Genomic DNA, 19,054 nt, shown 5'->3' on the forward strand with positions numbered 1-19,054 from the left:
AGATGCATCATACGCCACCACGCCTTGAGCTTCCGCGTGTTGGCGTCGTCATCACCAGTCACAATTATCGGGCCTATGTCGAGGATGCGATCCGTTCGGTCCTGGCGCAGACCTATGAGAAATGGGACTGCGTCATCGTCGATGACGCTTCGACCGACGGCTCGGCCGACCATATCCGCCGGCTACTCGAAGCGATCGGTGACCCGCGCTTCAGCCTGTTGGTGCGTTCGCAAAATGGCGGCCAGCTTGAATCGTTCCGCGATGGTTTCGCCGCGGGCGAGGCGCCATTCGTGGCGTTCCTCGATTCCGACGACATCTGGTTGCCGAATTTTCTCGTAGCGCACCTTGCCGCCCATTTGAATGCGACGCGCCCGGCGTCGCTGTCCAGTTCCGATGTCTTTCTGGTCGATCGCGACCGCACCTTGCTGGCCGGCACCTACATTCAATTGCGAAAGCCGCGTTCCAAGCCGGATACTTCAGGCGCGGCCATCACACCCGGTAGGCAGCTCGGCGAAATGGCGCCCGAGATCGCCTACGCTTCGGACCACCCGATCACCCATTTCAGACCCGGCGCCTATGGCTGGATGTGGGCGCCAACATCTTCGATGGTCTTTCGGCGCGGCGCGCTGGAACCGGTTCTGGCTTTCCCATTCAAGGCCAGGATAGGGACCGACTATCTGGCGGCGACATGCGCGCATCTGGAGGCCGGCAGCCTGATCTTGTCGGAATGCCTTGGCCTCTACCGCCTGCACGGAGCCAACGCATCCACCAACATCACCTACGCCGGAGGCCATGTGCAGCAGTCGCCGGTGTACCGAGCGCAGGAGATGACCATGGCGGCGGATGTGGTCGACTATGTCGTGGCCAATGCGGAGCGGCTCAGCGTCGTCAATGGCCAGGACTTCGTGCCCGGGTTCCTGTCGCAGCATGTCAGGCGGTTTGGCAGCCTGGGCGACGATCCGCGTGTCATGCCTTTTCTTGATCGCCGAAGCCGTTTGCGGCGACGGCGCAAGCGCTTCGTTCGGGCGCTGCGACGATTGTTCGGCGGGCCTGAGAATCGGCGGGCGTGAAGGGTGTCGCCGCCGAACCGTCACACCTCTTCCGGCGCGCAACCGAATTTCAGCAGATTGCCATGCGGGTCCCAGACGTAGAATTCCTTCATGTTCCACGGGCGAACGGTGAAGGGGCTGAGTTTCTCGACGCCGCGAGCGGAAAATTCGGCGTACAGCGCCGGCACCTCGCCGCCTCTGATGTAGCAGGACGACACTTCCGGCAGCCTGCGGTCGTCGCTCCTCCAGAAATGAATCTCCATCTCGTTGCGGCGCATGATCAGATACTCGTCCATCTCCGGTCCGACGATGCCGAAGCCGAGCTGGTCGCGATAGAAATCACGCGTTGCCGTGATATCGGGCGAGGGCAGGACGGGAATGGAGCGCGCCGGGTCAACAGCGGGCGATGCCATGTCACGCGCCCTCGACGACCGAAAAGCCCTCGAACTGCGGATGGCCGAGATAGTGCACCTTCGAGGTGCCGGTGTTGCGGTGCGCGGCGCGAAAATTCTCGGATTTTGTCCAGGCGACAAAATCCTCATGGCTCGCCCACACCGTGTGCGAGGCGAACAGCGTGTAGCCTTCGGTTTCGTTGACCGGTCCGCGCAGCAGGTGGAATTCCTTGAAGCCCTGCATCTCCGAAAGACTGGAATCGCGGTTCTTCCAGACGTCCTCGAAAGCGTCCTCCGAGCCTTTCTGGACCTTGAAGCGGTTCATGGCGATGTACATTGGGGGCTTCCTTTCAGGATTGGCGACGTGTGAGGATTGATGGATTGGAGGTTGTCAGAACGGGCCGATCCGCGCTTTGAATACCCAACTTGACCTGCCGGTCTCGACTGGGATGGGAGGGAACGGGGCTTGCTGGCGCACCAGTGTCAAAGCGAATTGATCAAGCTCGGCAGAGCCCGAGCTTTCTGTAAGCTGTATGTCGCCGATGCTGCCGTCGGCCACGACAACGAAAACGACCCTGGCATTGTTACGAGCTTTCGCCTGTATCGATTTCGAAACGCGACGGTTGGCGCGGGAAAGCTTCTTCTGAACTTCACCGCTGTAGCGGGATTCCGCCGCATTGCCAGCCACGGTCTGCTCTTTGCCCGTGCTGGAGGTCACCGCGTCGCGTTCTTCGCCATCCGCGGCGCCGCGGGCATCGTTCGTTTCGCCCGCTCCGCCAAAACCTGCCTCCGCGCGTGGCCTTGCGGTCGGGATCGGCGGCTGTCCGATATCGGCAGAAGGCGCCACGGTGCTTTCGGCCGGAGCAGCCGGTTCTGCAGGTGTTTCAATCTTTGGAACCACGTCCTGTTCGTCCAGGCGTGGGGTGTCGGCCATCAGTGTGTCCGGCGCGGGTTGTTTGATAATCTCCGGCGAGGGCGCGGGCGGCTGCGCGGCCATTTCCCTGGCTGGCCGGTCGGCAGGCGGCTCGGGCTTGACCCTGGCCGGCTGCGGATCGGGCACCAAGGCGACATCTATCGCGCCCGGGGTCTGACCATCCAAGGCGCTGCCGACCACGTTGGCTCCGGCTTGATCGGTGCCTTCCATCTGGATTGCATCCCTGGAATCGAATGTCCCGGCGGGTGCGATCAGAAACGCCGCCGCCACAGCGGCGTGGAGCAGGCAGGAGGCGATGATCGCCACCGTCCATTTGCGGTTCCCGGCTGACTGCGCCTGCGCAAGCGGCTCGGCTGGCGTGATCGCCAGTTCGCTGCCGGCGTCGGGGAGGGGGCTGATTTTCTGCATGTCTCGCGGCGAGACCTGCCGCGAGCGACATGGGATTGTCAAATCAAGATCGGTTGCCGCCCATGGCAGCGGACCGGACACGGGCCATGCCACGGTGTTATGCGTGAATGCGGTATGCAGCCCCACTCAGACCCCGAAGGCGATGCCGGTCTTGGTCTCGGTCTTCAGGCCGCGCATGCAGGCGGCGGGTTCGACGCTTGCGCCCGTGCATTCCGTCGCGCTGTTGATCAGCACGCGGCTGAGCTTGGTGCAATCGGTGCCGGCAAGGTCGAAACGCGTGACCTTGGTCTTGCCCGCAGGCAATTCCTTGAAGTCGAGCACGGTCAGCCGGTCGACGACGCCGGCCTCGTTGAACAGCGCGATCTCGAACGCAGCCTTGGTGAGATCCGTGCCAAGGCCGTTGTTGACGACGAAGGTCAGGCGGCAGCCCTTTTCGGAGGGCTGCGCTGCGTTGAGCTCGAGGGTCAGCGATGGGGCCGGCGCGGCCTGTTGCGCCAGCGCCGGGCCCATCGCAAGCGACACCGCAAACGCCGAGGTCAGCAGACGAAGCGATGTCGTCAAACCTGTCATTGTCATCAGCCTCCAAACCGCATGGTCGCCGCCAGCTTCAGCGTGACGCCAGGCTCGTAGATGACACTGGTGGACGATACGTTCAACGGGTTGGTGTATTTGGCGTCGAACAAATTGTCGGCGCGAAAGTCGACCTTGAAATTGTCGGTCGCCTGATAGCTGGCGAAGGCATTGACCAGCGTATAGTCCTTGGCGATCGCGTTGCCCTTCGGCTTGCCGTTGTACTGCACTTCGCCGCCGACCGTCAGTTTGTCCTCGAGGAAGCGCAGGCCGAGTTGCGCCGTGACCTGGGAGGAGGGGATGGTGGCAAGGTCCGCCCGGTCGCCTTCGTAGGAAATGGTGTGGCCATCGATGAACGACGCGGAAAGGCCGGCATATCCCCATGCGGCATCGTAGAACGCTTCCATTTCGAAGCCATCGATCTTGGCCTTGGCGAAATTCTGGTACTGGAAGCAGATGGGGATGCCCGGCCCGAACGGACAGCCGCTGGTCGGGTCGAAGGCCGACAAGGTGACGCCGTCGATATAGTCGTCGACATTGTTGTTGAAGTAGGCGGCTTTCAGCCGCAGCGCGTCGTCGGCCTGGATGACGCCGTTGGTGCTGTAGTTGACGCCGAATTCCACCGTCTTGCCGGTTTCAGGCTTCAGATTGGGATTGGGCAGGAACGGGAAGGTGACGCCTGCCGGATGGTTGCCGCTGATGAGGGTTTCCGACAGTGAAGGGGAGCGATATCCCTCGGCATAGGTGCCGTAGAATTGCAGTCCCGAAAGGCTCGCGCTCTCGAATGGCGAGACGCCGATGGTGATGCGCGGCGACAGCCGGTCGCCGGAGGTTTCGCCGACATCGCTGTCGAGCTTGTAGCTGTCGTAGCGCAGTCCGGCGATGACTTCGAGCCAATCCCAGGTGAGCTTGTCCTGGACATAGGCGCCGGAAACGTTCCGCTTGCCCGAGGGCGTGTAGAAGCTGTCGCCGCCTGCCGTACCGCCCGTCTCGACGTCGTCGCCAACCCAGTCGCCGCCATAGGTCAATTCGTGCGCAATCGTGCTGGTCTCGAACCGCGACGTGTTCCAGATGTCGATGCCGGTGGTACCGACATCGAAAGTCGATAGCGAACCTGCCGGCAGCACGACAGGAAGACCGGTGACCGGGTCGAAGCGGTTCTGGGGGACCAGCGTCGTCAGATCGAGGTTGGTCTTGTTGTAGGAGGCGTTGATGTGCAGATCGAGCCAGCTCCTGGCATCGTCTGTGATGTTGTAGCGGGCGGTGAAGGTGTTGGACTTCAAGTCGGCGTCGTTCACCGGGATGCCGCCGCTGATCTCGTTCCATCCGTCGCTCGAGCCGACCCAGCCGAGCTTCAATTCGCTGTTTTCGCTCGGGCGGATGGTGGTCTTGAGCAGGCCGCTCAGCACGTCGAATCCGGTGCCGTTGACTGTGTCGCCACCGCCGTCCTTGTAGTCGTCATAGTTGCGGTAGACGACGTTGCCCAGCACGTCCCAATTTTCGTTGAAGCGGTAGGCGCCGGTGGCGCTGGTGGTCCAGCCCTCGCCATTGCTCTCGTAGCGCCCGGTGAGGGAGCCAGCCCAGGTCTCGCCCGGCTTGAGGAAATCCTCGGCATCCTTGGTGTCGAAGAAGACGACGCCGCCGATCGCGCCGGAACCATAGGTGTTGGCCACCGGCCCGCGGATCACGTCGACGGATTTGATGAGCTCGGGATCGATGTAGAAGGTCGACTGAGGGCCATGATCGGAGCGCTGGAAGTTCTGGCGGGCGCCGTCGAGGATCACCTGGACGCGGCCGAAATCCTGCAGGCCACGGATGTTGATGGAGGAACTGACGCGCCTCGCATCGGCCTGGACCGCCACGCCCGGCACGCCCAGCAACATCTCGTTGGGCGTCGTTGCCATGCGCCGCTCCAGCTGCTCCTGGTCGACATGACTGGACGAAGACAGGGATTCGATCGCCGTCTCGCCAGTGCGGCTGACGACCAGGATCTGGTCCAGCAACGTCGCGCCGGCCGGCGTCTGGGCCGCTTCAGCCTGCTGCGCCTGATCAGTCTGCTCTGTCGCCTGTTGAGCGCCAGCCGGTGCTGTCAGCAAGCTGATTGCTGCCGCGCCGGTCAGCAATGCGGCTATTGTCCTTGCCGTCGACCGATGCACCGGGCCTGGATTCTCCAGACCAAGCCGTCCCCAATTTGCCAACCCCATGCCCCAACTCCAAAAATCCAGGTTCGATGCTGGCTGGCTTGGCGCTCGCTGGCATTTTGATCGTGTCCGGTGTCTTAAATGTTGACTCACTTACTCCGGTATTGCACTGACTAGTAAACATGATTATTCAAGTCAAGAAATGAATCGGCATCTACGCAACGCCTAGCCAGACGCCCGGCACAGGAAAGGGATCGATCCAATGAACACGCACAATCCCAGTGACTTTCGCTATCGCGTCCGCCGTTCCGACGACAACTCAGCTCGTTTCGACCGGGTCCCGCTTGCCGTGAGGACGCTCTCCAGCAACACGCTGTTCCAGGGCGAGCACGAGATCGGCATCGAGCACCACGGCGCGCTCTATCGGTTGAAGATCACCCGCCAGGGCAAGCTGATCCTCAACAAGTAGCTGCAGGCGCGTGGCTGTAAGACGAGTGGCTGTAAGACAGGCAGGTGTTCAAGACATGGACCAGCGCGTAAAACCCGCCCCGCATGAAATCCGGCGAGCGCGGGCGGACAATCCCAAGATGCGCGAGCGCGATCTCGCCGCCCAGCTCGATATTTCGGAGGCCGAACTGGTCGCCGCGCATTGCGGCGACGGGGTCATGCGCGTCGAGCCGCGCGTCAACGATCTTCTGACCGGGCTGGAGGCTGTCGGCGAGGTCATGGCGCTGACCCGCAACGAAAGCGCGGTGCACGAAAAGATCGGCGTCTACGACAAGGTCGTTACCGGCAACCATAATGCCATGGTGCTTGGCGAGAACATCGACCTGCGCATCTTCCCGAAAGTCTGGGCACACGGCTTTGCCGTGGAAAAGCGCGACGGCGGTGAGATCAGGCGCAGCCTGCAGTTCTTCGATGCGGCAGGCGAGGCGGTGCACAAGGTGCATCTGCGGCCCGCGTCCAACCTCTATGCCTATCAGAAGCTGGTGGCCGAACTCGAATCGCCGAACCAGGAACCGACCGTCGCGGTCTCAGGGAGCGGGTTCGAAGACGAGGCCGAAGCTCCGGCCGCTTCGGCTGATGTCGACGATTTGCGCGAGCGCTGGAGCCGGCTGACGGACGTGCACCAGTTCTTCGGCATGCTGAAGACGCTGAAGCTCGACCGCCGCCAGGCAATGCGCATGGTCGGCCAGGACTACGCCTGGCTGCTCGACAATGACGCCGCCAGCGCCATGTTCCATCATGCCGCCAAGGGCGAGATGCCGATCATGTGCTTTGTCGGCAATCGCGGCTGCATCCAGATCCATTCCGGCCCGATCAAGTCGATCAAGCCGATGGGGCCGTGGATCAACGTGCTGGACGAGACCTTCCACCTGCATTTGCGGACCGACCACATCCATGAGGTCTGGGCCGTACGCAAGCCGACCAAGGACGGCCATGTCACCTCGCTCGAAGCCTATGGCGCCGACGGCAAGATGATCATCCAGTTTTTCGGCAAGCGCCATGAAGGCGAAAGCGAGCGCGAGGACTGGCGGTTCCTTGCTGAAAACCTGCCGCGCATACCAAGCCCGACAGCAGCCTGAGGACAACGACATGGCTTCTTTTTTCAAGCTTGCTCGTGCTGGCAGGTTGGCGCCCCTTTCCAAACGGGTGCTTGCGCCGGCGGTCGCCCTTTCCGTCGTTTTCGCGGCTCTTCTGCCGGCCCGCGCCACGGAAGACGCAGCGGTCTTTGCCGACAATTCGAAAATCGCAGCCATTGGCGGCTCGATCACCGAGATCGTCTTTGCGCTCGGCGAGCAGAGCCATCTGGTCGCACGCGATTCAACCAGCCGATACCCCGAGGCGGCGCTCGGCCTGCCCGATGTCGGCTATATGCGCCAGCTTTCGCCGGAAGGTGTGCTTTCAGTCAATCCGTCGGGCATCCTGGCGCTGCACGGCAGCGGCCCGAAGGAGGCCGTCGACGTGCTGAAGAAGACGAGCATCCCGTTCATCGAGGTGCCCGAGCGCTACGATCGTGAAGGCATCCTCGAAAAGATCCATATCGTCGGCAAGGCGCTCGGCGCCGACGCCAAGGCCGATGCGCTGGCAGCCGAGGTCGATGCCAAGCTGGAGGCTGCCGAAAAGCAGACCGCTTCGATCAAGGACCGCAAGCGCATCCTGTTCGTCCTGTCGTTGCAGGGCGGCAAGATCCTCGCCGCCGGCAGCCAGACCGCCGCCGACGGCATCATCAAGCTTTCCGGCGGCGTCAATGCGATCGACGGTTTTTCCGGCTACAAGCAATTGTCCGACGAGGCCGTCGTCACCGCCAGGCCGGACGTGATCCTGATGATGAACAATGCCGGTCCGGCCGTATCGGATGACCAGCTGTTCGGCAGCCCGTCCATTTCATCGACGCCGGCGGGCGTTGCCCGCAAGGTGGTCCGCATGGATGGCGGCTATCTCCTCGGCTTCGGGCCGCGCACCGCCGACGCCATCCATGATCTTGCCGTCTCGCTCTATGGCGGGCAGGTCACGGACTGAGCGGGCGACGATGGCCGATCAATCGATCGCAGGTGCGGCGGGCGTTATGGCAACTGCATCCGAAGGCGACCGTTCGGGACGCGCCCGGATCGTCATCCTGTTTTTGTGCGTGGGACTTGTCCTTGTCGTGCTGTTGTCGCTGACATCAGGCGCATCCGATGCGTCGGCCGTCAGCGTGGTCAGCGACTGGTTGTTGGGTGCGGCGCCCGGCAATGAGGCGTTGAACGCTCGCGACCGCCTGATCGTCTATGACATCCGTTTGCCGCGCGTCATCCTCGGCGTGCTGATTGGCGCGGCACTTGCCGTCTCCGGCGCGGTCATGCAGGGGCTGTTCCGCAACCCGCTGGCCGATCCCGGCCTCATTGGCGTTTCGGCCGGATCGAGCCTTGGCGCGGTGGCCGTTATCGTGCTTGGCGCCACGGTGCTGGCGCCATTCACGGCGGCACTGGGGACGCTTGCCTTGCCGCTCGCGGCATTCTGCGGTGGGCTGGCGACGACATTGGTGCTTTATCAAGTCGCCACCAGGCATGGCCGAACCTCGGTCGCCACCATGCTGCTGGCCGGCATAGCACTGGCGGCGCTCGCCATGGCGCTCACCGGCATCCTGATCTTCATGGCCGACGACCGCCAGTTGCGCGATCTGACCTTCTGGCAACTCGGCTCGCTGGCTGGCGCGACCTGGCAGAAGATCGGTTCGGTCGGGCCGATCATCGTGCTGGCGCTGGCGGCGATGCCGTTCCTGGCGCGTGGTCTCAACGCGCTGGCGCTCGGCGAAGCCACCGCCGGCCATCTCGGCATCCCGGTGCAAAGGCTGAAATACACCGCGATCGTCGGCGTTTCGGCGGCGGTCGGGGCATCCGTCGCCGTCAGCGGCGGCATCGGCTTTGTCGGCATCGTCGTGCCGCATCTGCTGCGCCTGGCGATCGGTCCGGACAATCGCTATCTGCTGCCGGCGTCGGCACTGCTCGGCGCTTGCCTGCTGCTTTTGGCCGATGCCGTCGCGCGCACCATCGTGGCGCCGGCCGAACTGCCGATCGGCATCGTCACGGCGATCGCCGGCGCGCCGTTCTTCCTCTGGATACTGCTGCGCAAGCGCGGCGTCGTCGACCTGTGAGATGGGTTTCATGATTGAAGCGCGGGATGTTTCGGTGGCGATTGGCGGCAAACGCATTGTCGTCAATGTCGATTTCGAGATGCGGCCCGGCGAAGTCGCGGCGATCGTCGGTCCCAACGGTTCGGGCAAGACGACCTTTCTCAAGGCGTTGTCAGGCGATCTTGCCTATTCGGGCCAGATCGCCATCAACGGCCGCGATCTTGCCGCGATGAAGCCGGTCGAGGCCGCGACAGTGCGTGCCGTGCTGCCGCAGGCGGCGACGCTGTCCTTCCCCTTCACGGTGCGTGAGATCGTCAGGCTCGGCCTGATCGGCGGACGCTCTGGCGTGTTGCCCGGCGAGGACGAGCGCCTGCCCGAACGGGCGTTGGCGCGCGTCGATCTCGACGGCTTTGCCGGCCGTTTCTACCAGGAGCTTTCGGGCGGCGAGCAGCAGCGCGTGCAGCTAGCCCGCGTGCTCTGCCAGGTCTGGGCGCCGGTGCTCGACGGCAAGCCGCGCTATCTGTTCCTCGACGAGCCGGTTTCCAGCCTCGACATCAAGCATCAACTGATCATCATGAACATCGCCCGCGATTTTGCCAGAAGGGGCGGCGGCGTGGTCGCCATCCTGCACGACCTCAACCTGACGGCCATGTATGCCGACCGCATTTTCGTCATGCACCGCGGCAGGCTCGCCGCCACCGGCTCACCGCAGGATGTGCTGAGCGATGACCTGATCGAAAAAGTGTTCGACTGCCGGCTGAAGGTCGGCGCGCTGCCGCCGGGAAATATGCCGTTCGTGCTGCCGCAATCGGCGGCTTAGATTCAACTTTCGATAAGCAGACCAAAACCGCGCCGCCTTTCGACGGCGCGGTTTTTATCAGATAGTCAACACAAGCAACTGAAAAGCTTAGAAAAAGCCTTTTCGCTGCCACCAGCCGGCACGCTTCGGCTTTTCTTCAGTCTTTTCTTCAGTCTTGGCTTCCTCGGCAACGGTCGAGGAGACGACGGGCACGACCGGAGCATCCACCGGCGCGGGCTTGCGCCGCGACGGGCGGGCCTTCGGCGTTTCATCGGAAGCCGCCACGGCTATTTCTTCCGAAACGGGCGCAAGGGGTTCGTCCGGGGCTGCCGAGGTGACGTCCGCGACAGTTGCGGCGACAGTTTCCGCAGCCGCCTTCCTGGGCTTGGCGACGCGGCGCGGCTTTTTCGGCTTCTCTGTGCTCGGCGCTTCGTCATTGGCTGGAGCGAGAACCGCAAGCTCTTCGACCGGTGTTGCAGCGACCGGTACGATTGCTACAGGCTCGCTTTGCGGGACGTCGGCCTCGGCGGCGGTGGCTGCTTCGCCGGCGCTTGCGTCTTCGTCGTCTTCACGGCGATTGCGTTTGCCGCCGCGCTTGCCGCGCCGCCGCTTCTTGCCTTGGCCGTCATCGGAAGCTTCCGTGGCATCGATGACGCCGACCGGTGCTTCCTGACCGGCTTCGGCAATTTCATCGCTGGCATGTATATCGCCAGCATCTTCATCACTTGTCGCTTCGACGGCGCCATCCGCCGGCATCGAGGCGGAAGCACCTTCCACCGGCGCGCCATGCTCGCGGTCGCGGTCCTTGCCGCCACGCCGTCTGCGGCGCTTGCGGCGCTTGCGATCGCGGCCTTCGCCATCCTCGCCGGATCTTGGCTGCTGCGGCTGCTGGCCGTGGCGCGACTGGTCCGCTTGCACGGGAGCCTCGTCCTCCTCCTCGACGGCGATTTCGTCCTCGGGCTCTTCCGGCTCGACATAGGCGGGCAGGCTGCGCGCCTCGACGAAACCCTCGGGCTTTTCGGCCAGCGCGCCGCGGAAGATCGCGTAATGCTGGGCGCCGACCGTGTCGTCGGCCTCCAAGGTGATGGTCAGGCCGAAGCGGCTTTCGAGTTCGACCAGCGTGCCGCGCTTGTGATTGAGCACGTAGAGCGCGGTCGCCGCTGGCGTCCGCACCGTTATGTGGCTGCGCGAATCCTTGAGCAGGAATTCCTCGATCGCCCGCACCACCATCAGCGCCACGGACGAATCGGACCTGACATGGCCGGTGCCGCCGCAATGCGGGCACGGCTTCATGGTCGATTCCAGCACGCTGGCGCGGATGCGCTGGCGCGACATCTCCATCAGGCCGAAATGCGAGATGCGGCCGACCTGGATGCGGGCGCGATCGTTCTTGAGGTGATCCTTCAGCCGCTTCTCGACGGAGCGGTTGTTGCGGTTCTCCTCCATGTCGATGAAGTCGATGACGATCAGGCCGGCAAGGTCGCGCAGCCTCAGTTGCCGCGCGACTTCCTCGGCCGCTTCCAGATTGGTGTGAAGCGCGGTGTCCTCGATCGAGTGCTCCTTGGTGGAACGGCCCGAATTGACGTCGATGGCGACCAGCGCCTCGGTCTGGTTGATGATGATGTAGCCGCCGCTCTTCAGCGTTACCTGCGGCTGCAGCATGCGGTCGAGCTGCGCCTCGATGCCATTGCGCACGAAGATCGGCGTCGTGTCGCGAAACGGCTGCACCACCTTGGCGTGGCTCGGCATCAGCATGCGCATGAAATCCTTGGCCTCGCGGTAACCTTCGTCGCCGGAAACCAGGATCTCGTCGATGTCCTTGTTGTAGAGGTCGCGCACGGAACGCTTGATCAGGCTGCCTTCCTCATAGACCAGGGCAGGAGCCGTGGACTGCAGCGTCAGGCTGCGGACGTTTTCCCAAAGCCGCATTAGATATTCGTAGTCGCGCTTGATCTCGGCCTTGGTGCGGCTTTCGCCGGCGGTGCGCAGGATGACGCCCATGCCTTGCGGCACTTCGAGATCGGCGACGACTTCCTTCAGCCGCTTGCGGTCCACCGCGCTGGTGATCTTGCGCGAAATGCCGCCGCCGCGCGCCGTGTTCGGCATCAGCACGGAATAGCGGCCCGCAAGCGAGAGATAGGTGGTGAGTGCGGCGCCCTTGTTGCCGCGCTCCTCCTTGACGACCTGCACCAGCAGGATCTGCCGGCGCTTGATCACTTCCTGGATCTTGTACTGGCGGCGCACGGGCTTGCGGCGGTTGCGCACTTCCTCCAGTGCATCCTCGGCGCCGACCGATTCGACCTCATGGTCGTCCGGGTGCGAGGGCTGCACCTCTTCCAGCATACCGCGATCATTGTCGCTCGAGGTGGCTTCACCGACGGACTCTGTCTGCGGGACGGCTTCGGAGATCACATCCGCCTCGATGCTGGCGGCAATGGAATTGGGGCCGCCTTCGGCGGAGGTCTCATCATCCGCGACGTCCTCGCCGCGAGCTACGACATCCTCGCCGCGATCGGCAGCGTCTTCATCGTGATTCGCGCTATCAGCAGCGGCGTTACCATGTTCGGGCGCGGCGTCGACGTTTTCCGCGACCGCATCCTCATGGCTCTCATTATGATCGCCGCTCTCATCGGAATCGGCAGAATCGGCCGCGCTTGCGTCGCGCTTGTGTTCGCCGCGGTCACGGCTCTTGCCGCCACGACGGCGGCCGCGCCGGCCGCGCTCGCGGCTCTGGCGGTCTTCGCCTTCGCCGTCCTCTTCGTCCTCGTCCTCCGCCTCCTGCGCTTCCGCGCGCAACAGCGCCTGACGGTCGGCGACCGGGATCTGGTAGTAGTCGGGGTGGATTTCACTGAAGGCGAGAAAACCGTGACGGTTGCCGCCATATTCGACAAAGGCTGCCTGAAGGGAGGGTTCGACGCGGGTTACGCGGGCGAGGTAGATGTTTCCTTTGAGCTGCTTCTTGTCCTGGGATTCAAAGTCGAATTCTTCGATACGGTTACCGCGAACGACGACAACACGTGTTTCCTCCGGGTGGGAGGCGTCTATCAGCATTTTGTTGGGCATTATTTCGTTTCCCGCCGGCAGCCGTCATCGATTGCAGCTTGCGGGGCAAAGCCCTTCGCTGCGGGTGAACATGGGTGCCGGACATTTGAACGTCCGCCGGCCGCCGCTTGAGCGCCATGACGGTGCCGCCCGCTGCCACAATGGCGCGGTTTGCTGCGGACCTTTCCATGATTGCGCTTGAAGCCATCGTAACCAGCGGATCCTTTTTGAACCAAAGCCCGGAAAATCCGGACCAGCTTGTTTGCTCGTACAGAGCCGGCGCGGAACAATCCCGGCCGTTTTCCTCACGCAGGCGATTCCCCCGCCACGGGCTCGCGCCTGCGAAATTCATCGCGATCACCTGATGCCTTTTCGCTTGAAGCGAAGGAGCCGCCTTTCGTCTGACCTGTAGCAGGAAGCTGCGGAAGAGGACGGTTCCAGGATTGCAGTGATCCACCATCGCTTTTATGATTTGGCGGGTTGGAAGGCAACCCCGATTTCCGATGCCGGCAAAAAGCAGTTCCGTTACGGCAAGTACAGGGTTTGGGCCTTGCATGAAAAGGCTTGGTTAACCTTCTCTGGATACCAATCGTTAATCGAGTTCGCGGCTTAACCGGCTCTTCAACAGCATGATCGCCGTCTGGCGCCAAACAGAAGCGACTGGAAGAAAATGGGACTGGCAGGCTTCACAGACAAGGGCAGGCGCGCCGGAGGCATTTTCTCCCGTGCCGCCTGCCTGTTGCTGTTGCTTGCCGTTTGTCTGGCTTTCCCGCCGGTTTCCTTTGCCGTCGAGACGCCACTGCGCGCGACGAGCTACAAGATGGCCGGCGATGCCACCAAGATGCGCATCGTCGTCAATTTCGATCGCGAACCCGACGTCAAATGGTTCCTCCTGCGCGGCCCCAACCGCCTGGTCATCGATCTGCCAAGCACGCGATTCGCCGTCAATGCCAAGGATGTGAAGGCGCGTGGCCTGGTCAGGAACGTGCGCTACGGCGATCTCGGCGACGGGGTCTCGCGACTGATCCTTACCGGCAAGGGCCCATTCGCCGTAGACCGGCTCGACGTGCTCAAGAACGACGACGGCGAAGGCTATCGTATCGCCATCGACATGTCGGCGGCGTCCGCGCGCGAATTCGACGCCGCTCTTGCCAATCAGGCGCTGACCACCGGCTCTACGGTCTCCTCCGACAAGGGCGGCAGGATCGGCACCGGACCGGTCTCCAATCCAGGCCATCGCTTCACCGTCGTCATCGATCCTGGCCATGGCGGAATCGACGGCGGCGCCGAGGGCCTGAACGGGACGATCGAAAAGAACGTCACGCTCGCCTTCGCCACCGAATTGCGCGACAAGCTTGCCGCGGTCGGCAAATACGACGTGTTCATGACGCGCGACAGCGACCAATTCCTGCGGCTGGACGACCGTGTGCGCATTGCCCGCCAGCACGAGGCCGACCTGCTCATCTCGATCCATGCCGACACGATCAGCGTCAAGGGCATCCGCGGCGCAACCGTCTACACCGTCTCCGACAAGGCTTCCGACCCGCAAGCCCAGGCGCTTGCCGACCGTGAAAACCTCTCCGACCAGTTCGCCGGCATGGAGATCAAGGACGACAACAAGGAAGTGACCGATATTCTGATCGACCTGATCCGCCGCGAAACGCACAGTTTCTCGATGAGTTTCGCCCATACTCTGGTCGGCCAGCTTTCCAGCAGCGTTGGTCTCATCAACAATCCGCAGCGTTCGGCCGGCTTCAAGGTGCTGAAGGCACCGGACGTCCCGTCCGTGCTGGTAGAACTCGGCTATCTCTCCAATGCCAAGGACGAGGCGCAACTGCTCAGCGCCGACTGGCGCGGCAAGGCGGCCCAGAGCATAACCAACGCCGTCGCGCTGTTTGCCTCAGCCAAGGCCGGAACAGGAACCGGAGGCTGAGATGCCGGCCATCGCCCACAACCAGGGGCAGCGTTGCGCGGTGACAACACCCCGTGCTTTTATTGTCAGCTATTCGAAGCCGAAATCCTGGCCTGCCGTATTTTACCCACATGATGGCGACATGGGTTTTCGAATGCGGATCGGGATCGTCTCGAAAGCTTGCGCGAAAGGCGGCTTTGTTTAGGAGATTCCCGAACCAAGGACTGGAGCGGGCATGATTCGTCTCATTGGCTATTTCTTCGGCATCGGCACGGCGCTGGCCCTTTTGGTCGCGGCGGGCGTGGCGATCTATATCAGCCATTTGTCGAAGGATCTGCCCGACTACGAGGTCCTGGCCAAGTATGAGCCGCCGGTGACGACCCGCATCCATGCGTCGGACGGCGCGCTGATGGCTGAATATGCGCGCGAACGGCGCCTGTATTTGCCGATCCAGGCAATACCGGACCGCGTCAAGGCGGCGTTCCTGTCGGCCGAGGACAAGAATTTCTACAACCACCCCGGCATCGATATGACCGGACTTGGCCGCGCGGTCATTGTCAATCTGCAGAATTTCGGATCGGGCAAGCGCCAGGTGGGCGCCTCGACCATCACCCAGCAGGTGGCGAAGAATTTCCTGCTGACCTCGGATCAGACCTACGAGCGCAAGATCAAGGAGATGATCCTCGCCTTCCGCATCGAGCAGGCCTATTCGAAGGACAGGATCCTGGAGCTTTATCTCAACGAGATATTCTTTGGCTTCGGCGCCTATGGCGTCGCCGGCGCCGCGCTCACCTATTTCGACAAGTCGGTGAACGAGCTCAGCGTGTCGGAAGCAGCCTATCTGGCCTCCTTGCCGAAGGGCCCCAACAACTATCATCCCTTCAAGCATACCGACCGTGCGCTGGAGCGCCGCAACTGGGTCATCGACCAGATGGTCGAAAATGGCTACGTCACGCATGAAGAGGGCGAGAAGGCCAAGGCCGAACCGCTCGGCGTCACGCCGCGCCGCACCGGCACCTATCTGTTCGCCGGCGAATATTTCACCGAGGAAGTGCGCCGCCAGATCATAGCACGCTATGGCGAGAACGCGCTGTACGAGGGCGGCCTGTCCGTTCGCACGACGCTCGATCCCAAGATGCAGCTCCTCGCCCGCAAGGTCATGCAGAATGGCCTGATGAAGTTCGATACGTTGCGCGGCTATCGCGGGCCGGTGAAGAGCATCGATATCTCAGGCGACTGGGGTGTGCCTTTGAGCGGCGTCAAGAGGCTGGAGGACGTGCCCGAATGGTCGCTCGCCGTCGTGCTCGACAGTTCGGAAAGCGGTCTGTCCATCGGCCTTCAGCCGGCACGGCAGGTCTCGGGTGACCTCGTCAAGGAGCGCATAGAGGGCTCGGTGAGCCGCGAGGACATGAGCTTTGCCATGCGCCATGTGGTCGATGGCAAGACCGTCAAGGCGAGGTCGCCGGCGGATGTGCTGAAGCCGGGCGACGTGATCTTCGTCCAGAAGAAAGAGGGCGCCGACGGGGCTTATATCCTGCGTCAGGTGCCCGAAGTGGAAGGTGGCCTGATCGCCATGGACCCGCACACCGGCCGCGTCCTGGCCATGGTTGGGGGTTTCTCCTACGCGCAATCGGAGTTCAACCGCGCGACGCAGGCCATGCGCCAGCCGGGTTCCTCATTCAAGCCGATCGTCTATTCGGCCGCCCTCGACAATGGCTATACGCCGGCTTCGGTGATCATGGACGGGCCGATCACCATCCAGAGCGGCAACACGACCTGGACTCCGAAGAATTACGACGGAACGGTTGCCGGACCGGCGACCCTGCGCTCCGGCATCGAGAAGTCGCGCAATCTGATGACGGTGCGCCTGGCCAACGACATGGGCATGAAGCTGGTCGTGGAATATGCCGAACGCTTCGGCGTCTATGATCATCTGGCGGCGTATCTGCCGATGGCGCTGGGTTCGGGCGAGACCACCGTGATGCGCATGGTGTCGGCCTATTCGATCATGGCCAATGGCGGCAAGTCGATCAAGCCGTCGCTGATCGACCGCATCCAGGACCGTTACGGCAAGACGGTGTTCAAGCAGGACGAGCGCGGCTGCGAAAATTGCAATGCCCCCGAATGGCACAACCAGCCCGAGCCGGAACTGGTCGACAATTCCGAGCAGGTGCTCGATCCGATGACCGCCTATCAGATCACTTCGATGATGGAGGGCGTCGTCCAGCGCGGTACCGGCGCCACCATCGCCGAGCTCGGCCGCCATATCGCCGGCAAGACCGGAACGACGAACGACGAGAAGGATGCCTGGTTCATCGGCTATACGCCCAATCTCGTCGTCGGCCTGTATATGGGTTACGACCAGCCGAAAGGTCTCGGCAAAGGCGCGACCGGTGGCGGTCTCGCGGCGCCAATATTCAAGGACTTCATGCGCGTGGCGCTGGACGGCACGCCCAATGTCGACTTCCAGGTTCCCGAAGGCATGAAGCTGATCGCCATCAATCGCAAGACCGGCATGCGCGCCAACGAGGGCGACGCAGGCACCATCATCGAAGCCTTCAAGCCGGGCACCGGTCCCGCCGACAGCTACTGGGTGATCGGCATGGGCGCGGACGGCTCCAACGCCTCGGGCGGGGCGCTGTCGCCGCAGGCCAACCAGGCCATCCAGTCTGGCGGCGGCGGTCTCTACTGACGGACGGCCTGTTTGGTCGGCCTGGTCGGTCGGCCCAGTTGGTCGGCCCAGTTGGTCGGCTTGCCCGGTCCGCCGGCGCAGATCCAGCCCAGCCCGACGCCGGATGAGCAAGCGCGAACTCACCGGAGCGATTGCCTTGCCGGCTGGCCATTTGGCTTTACAGGTGGCGGTGCCGTGCCTATGTATCGCGCCGACCGGAGTGGAAGCGCTCCGGGCGCTATTTCCAAAACAGGACAAAAACTCAGCCATGCGCGCGGAAACGCAAAACATCGTCGACGAGATCAGGCAGGCGATAACCCTGCTGAGGAGGCATCTTTGACTGGGATCAGGCCATAAAGCGGCTTGAATACCTGAATGTGCGCGCCGAGGATTCCAGCCTTTGGAACGAACCTCTGGAAGCGCAGAAGCTGATGCGCGAGCGCCAGGGCCTGGAGGAAGGCATTGCGGCGGTTAAAAGTCTCACCCAGGCGCTGGACGACAATGTCGGCCTGATCCAGCTTGGCGAGGAAGAGGGCGACGAGAGCGTCGTCGCCGAGGCTGAAGCGTCGATCCGCTCGATGCGCGGCGAAGCAAAGGCCCGCCAGATCGAGACGCTGCTTTCGGGCGAGGCGGACGCCAACGACACCTATCTCGAAATCCATGCCGGCGCCGGTGGCACGGAAAGCCAGGACTGGGCCTCGATGCTTCTGCGCATGTACACGCGCTGGGCCGAGCGGCGCCGCTTCAAGGTGGAGGTGCTGGAAGTGCATGACGGCGAAGAAGCCGGTATCAAGTCCGCTACGCTGCTGATCAAGGGTCACAACGCCTATGGCTGGCTGAAGACGGAATCCGGCGTCCACCGTCTCGTGCGCATTTCGCCCTATGACAGCAATGCGCGCCGTCACACGTCTTTCGCCAGCGTCTGGGTTTATCCCGTCATCGACGACACGATCGAGATCGACGTTTCCGAATCCGATGTCCGCATCGATACTTATCGCTCGTCCGGATCGGGCGGCCAGCACGTCAACACCACCGATTCGGCGGTCCGCATCACCCATCTGGCCACCGGCATCGCGGTCGCCTGCCAGGCCGAACGCTCCCAGCACAAGAACAAGGCGAAAGCCTGGGAGATGCTGCGCTCACGGCTCTACGAGGAAGAGCTGAAGAAGCGCGAGGCGGTGGCCAATGCCACCGAAGCGTCGAAGAGCGATATCGGCTGGGGCCACCAGATCCGCTCCTACGTGTTGCAGCCCTATCAGTTGGTGAAGGATCTGCGCACTGGCGTCGAGAGCACAAGCCCGTCGAGCGTGCTGGATGGCGACCTCGACGATTTCATGGAAGCCTCGCTGTCGCAGCGCATCGAGGGTGGCGCCGGCGAAGTGGTGGCTGACATCGATTAACGGCCGACGGTGCCGCCGCGAGGCAGCCATGTCGTCGAGCAACCCTGCTCGGTTCCGGATTCGAAGCCGAGTATCGAAAACGACTTATAACAGGTTGTTCTAATAATTTATCGATCGTGC

General features: G+C 62.8%; 18 protein-coding genes. 12 read left to right on the plus strand and 6 right to left on the minus strand.

Features of this window, described 5'->3' with window-relative positions:
- Window positions 1–2 precede the first annotated feature (2 nt).
- A complete protein-coding gene (locus tag AC0L2H_RS08325) occupies window positions 3–1,070 on the plus strand; it encodes a glycosyltransferase (protein ID WP_473589773.1) in 1,068 nt (355 codons plus the stop codon).
- A 20-nt stretch (window positions 1,071–1,090) separates the two neighbouring features.
- Here AC0L2H_RS08325 and AC0L2H_RS08330 read toward each other — a convergent pair whose 3' ends face one another.
- The 5 genes from AC0L2H_RS08330 to AC0L2H_RS08350 form a co-directional block, all read right to left on the minus strand.
- Window positions 1,091–1,462 (minus strand): bleomycin resistance protein, encoded by a 372-nt coding sequence (locus AC0L2H_RS08330; protein ID WP_473589774.1) that lies wholly within the window; start codon window positions 1,460–1,462, stop codon window positions 1,091–1,093.
- Window position 1,463: 1 nt separating this feature from the next.
- Window positions 1,464–1,778 carry a heme-degrading protein HmuQ gene (hmuQ, locus tag AC0L2H_RS08335; RefSeq protein WP_473589775.1) on the minus strand — a complete coding sequence of 105 codons (315 nt, stop codon included), beginning with the start codon at window positions 1,776–1,778 and terminating at the stop codon, window positions 1,464–1,466.
- Between the two features lie 54 nt (window positions 1,779–1,832).
- A complete protein-coding gene (locus AC0L2H_RS08340) occupies window positions 1,833–2,783 on the minus strand; it encodes a TonB family protein (protein WP_473589776.1) in 951 nt (316 codons plus the stop codon).
- Between the two features lie 126 nt (window positions 2,784–2,909).
- Window positions 2,910–3,353, minus strand: coding sequence for a hypothetical protein (locus AC0L2H_RS08345; protein WP_473589777.1), 444 nt, complete (start codon window positions 3,351–3,353; stop codon window positions 2,910–2,912).
- Window positions 3,354–3,358: 5 nt separating this feature from the next.
- Complete coding sequence (locus AC0L2H_RS08350) at window positions 3,359–5,557, minus strand: TonB-dependent hemoglobin/transferrin/lactoferrin family receptor (RefSeq protein WP_473589778.1); 2,199 nt, start codon at window positions 5,555–5,557, stop codon at window positions 3,359–3,361.
- 199 nt (window positions 5,558–5,756) lie between these two features.
- Here AC0L2H_RS08350 and hemP point away from each other — a divergent pair, with 199 nt between their 5' ends.
- From hemP to AC0L2H_RS08375, 5 genes are read left to right on the plus strand one after another with little or no spacing between them, the layout of a single operon-like run.
- Complete coding sequence (gene hemP, locus AC0L2H_RS08355) at window positions 5,757–5,963, plus strand: hemin uptake protein HemP (protein ID WP_006335375.1); 207 nt, start codon at window positions 5,757–5,759, stop codon at window positions 5,961–5,963.
- Between the two features lie 55 nt (window positions 5,964–6,018).
- On the plus strand, window positions 6,019–7,080 hold the full coding sequence (locus AC0L2H_RS08360; protein ID WP_473589779.1) for a hemin-degrading factor: 1,062 nt from the start codon (window positions 6,019–6,021) through the stop codon (window positions 7,078–7,080).
- A 10-nt stretch (window positions 7,081–7,090) separates the two neighbouring features.
- Entirely contained in the window at window positions 7,091–8,017 is a 927-nt protein-coding gene (locus tag AC0L2H_RS08365) for a heme/hemin ABC transporter substrate-binding protein (protein WP_473589780.1), read from the plus strand.
- A gap of 10 nt (window positions 8,018–8,027) precedes the next feature.
- The gene (locus AC0L2H_RS08370) at window positions 8,028–9,131 is read left to right on the plus strand and encodes a FecCD family ABC transporter permease (RefSeq protein ID WP_473589781.1); all 1,104 of its coding nucleotides are present in this window, start codon (window positions 8,028–8,030) and stop codon (window positions 9,129–9,131) included.
- 10 nt (window positions 9,132–9,141) lie between these two features.
- Window positions 9,142–9,930 (plus strand): heme ABC transporter ATP-binding protein, encoded by a 789-nt coding sequence (locus tag AC0L2H_RS08375; RefSeq protein ID WP_473589782.1) that lies wholly within the window; start codon window positions 9,142–9,144, stop codon window positions 9,928–9,930.
- A gap of 87 nt (window positions 9,931–10,017) precedes the next feature.
- Here AC0L2H_RS08375 and AC0L2H_RS08380 read toward each other — a convergent pair whose 3' ends face one another.
- A complete protein-coding gene (locus AC0L2H_RS08380; RefSeq protein ID WP_473589783.1) occupies window positions 10,018–12,972 on the minus strand; it encodes an Rne/Rng family ribonuclease in 2,955 nt (984 codons plus the stop codon).
- 107 nt (window positions 12,973–13,079) lie between these two features.
- Between AC0L2H_RS08380 and AC0L2H_RS08385 the strand changes: the two genes are divergently transcribed.
- The 6 genes from AC0L2H_RS08385 (at window position 13,080) to prfB (ending at window position 18,934) form a co-directional block, all read left to right on the plus strand.
- Window positions 13,080–13,316 (plus strand): hypothetical protein, encoded by a 237-nt coding sequence (locus tag AC0L2H_RS08385; protein WP_473589784.1) that lies wholly within the window; start codon window positions 13,080–13,082, stop codon window positions 13,314–13,316.
- Between the two features lie 305 nt (window positions 13,317–13,621).
- Window positions 13,622–14,884, plus strand: coding sequence for an N-acetylmuramoyl-L-alanine amidase (locus tag AC0L2H_RS08390; RefSeq protein WP_473589785.1), 1,263 nt, complete (start codon window positions 13,622–13,624; stop codon window positions 14,882–14,884).
- A gap of 1 nt (window position 14,885) precedes the next feature.
- Window positions 14,886–15,068 carry a hypothetical protein gene (locus tag AC0L2H_RS08395; RefSeq protein ID WP_473589786.1) on the plus strand — a complete coding sequence of 61 codons (183 nt, stop codon included), beginning with the start codon at window positions 14,886–14,888 and terminating at the stop codon, window positions 15,066–15,068.
- Between the two features lie 30 nt (window positions 15,069–15,098).
- Window positions 15,099–17,555: a penicillin-binding protein 1A gene (locus tag AC0L2H_RS08400; RefSeq protein ID WP_473589787.1), complete on the plus strand. Its 2,457-nt coding sequence runs from the start codon at window positions 15,099–15,101 to the stop codon at window positions 17,553–17,555.
- A 103-nt stretch (window positions 17,556–17,658) separates the two neighbouring features.
- The gene (locus AC0L2H_RS08405; RefSeq protein ID WP_473589922.1) at window positions 17,659–17,874 is read left to right on the plus strand and encodes a hypothetical protein; all 216 of its coding nucleotides are present in this window, start codon (window positions 17,659–17,661) and stop codon (window positions 17,872–17,874) included.
- Window positions 17,803–18,934, plus strand: a protein-coding gene (prfB, locus tag AC0L2H_RS08410; protein WP_097574928.1) for a peptide chain release factor 2 whose coding sequence is annotated in 2 segments (ribosomal slippage) — window positions 17,803–17,868 and window positions 17,870–18,934 — 1,131 coding nt in all. Because the reading frame shifts where the segments join, the coding sequence is not laid out codon by codon here. The genes AC0L2H_RS08405 and prfB overlap by 72 nt, the downstream gene beginning before the upstream one ends.
- Window positions 18,935–19,054: the final 120 nt, after the last annotated feature.

This window comes from Mesorhizobium sp. WSM4871 (genome assembly GCF_055811295.1).

Coding starts and splice junctions, on each gene's coding strand:
- AC0L2H_RS08365 (WP_473589780.1), top strand. CDS start 7,091: ATGGCTTCTTTTTTCAAGCTTGCTCGTGCTGGCAGGTTGGCGCCCCTT.
- AC0L2H_RS08405 (WP_473589922.1), top strand. CDS start 17,659: ATGAGCAAGCGCGAACTCACCGGAGCGATTGCCTTGCCGGCTGGCCAT.
- AC0L2H_RS08370 (WP_473589781.1), top strand. CDS start 8,028: ATGGCCGATCAATCGATCGCAGGTGCGGCGGGCGTTATGGCAACTGCA.
- AC0L2H_RS08360 (WP_473589779.1), top strand. CDS start 6,019: ATGGACCAGCGCGTAAAACCCGCCCCGCATGAAATCCGGCGAGCGCGG.
- hemP (WP_006335375.1), top strand. CDS start 5,757: ATGAACACGCACAATCCCAGTGACTTTCGCTATCGCGTCCGCCGTTCC.
- AC0L2H_RS08325 (WP_473589773.1), top strand. CDS start 3: ATGCATCATACGCCACCACGCCTTGAGCTTCCGCGTGTTGGCGTCGTC.
- AC0L2H_RS08330 (WP_473589774.1), bottom strand. CDS start 1,462: ATGGCATCGCCCGCTGTTGACCCGGCGCGCTCCATTCCCGTCCTGCCC.
- AC0L2H_RS08380 (WP_473589783.1), bottom strand. CDS start 12,972: ATGCCCAACAAAATGCTGATAGACGCCTCCCACCCGGAGGAAACACGT.
- hmuQ (WP_473589775.1), bottom strand. CDS start 1,778: ATGTACATCGCCATGAACCGCTTCAAGGTCCAGAAAGGCTCGGAGGAC.
- AC0L2H_RS08350 (WP_473589778.1), bottom strand. CDS start 5,557: ATGGGGTTGGCAAATTGGGGACGGCTTGGTCTGGAGAATCCAGGCCCG.
- AC0L2H_RS08400 (WP_473589787.1), top strand. CDS start 15,099: ATGATTCGTCTCATTGGCTATTTCTTCGGCATCGGCACGGCGCTGGCC.
- AC0L2H_RS08375 (WP_473589782.1), top strand. CDS start 9,142: ATGATTGAAGCGCGGGATGTTTCGGTGGCGATTGGCGGCAAACGCATT.
- AC0L2H_RS08395 (WP_473589786.1), top strand. CDS start 14,886: ATGCCGGCCATCGCCCACAACCAGGGGCAGCGTTGCGCGGTGACAACA.
- AC0L2H_RS08390 (WP_473589785.1), top strand. CDS start 13,622: ATGGGACTGGCAGGCTTCACAGACAAGGGCAGGCGCGCCGGAGGCATT.
- AC0L2H_RS08345 (WP_473589777.1), bottom strand. CDS start 3,353: ATGACAGGTTTGACGACATCGCTTCGTCTGCTGACCTCGGCGTTTGCG.
- AC0L2H_RS08340 (WP_473589776.1), bottom strand. CDS start 2,783: ATGCAGAAAATCAGCCCCCTCCCCGACGCCGGCAGCGAACTGGCGATC.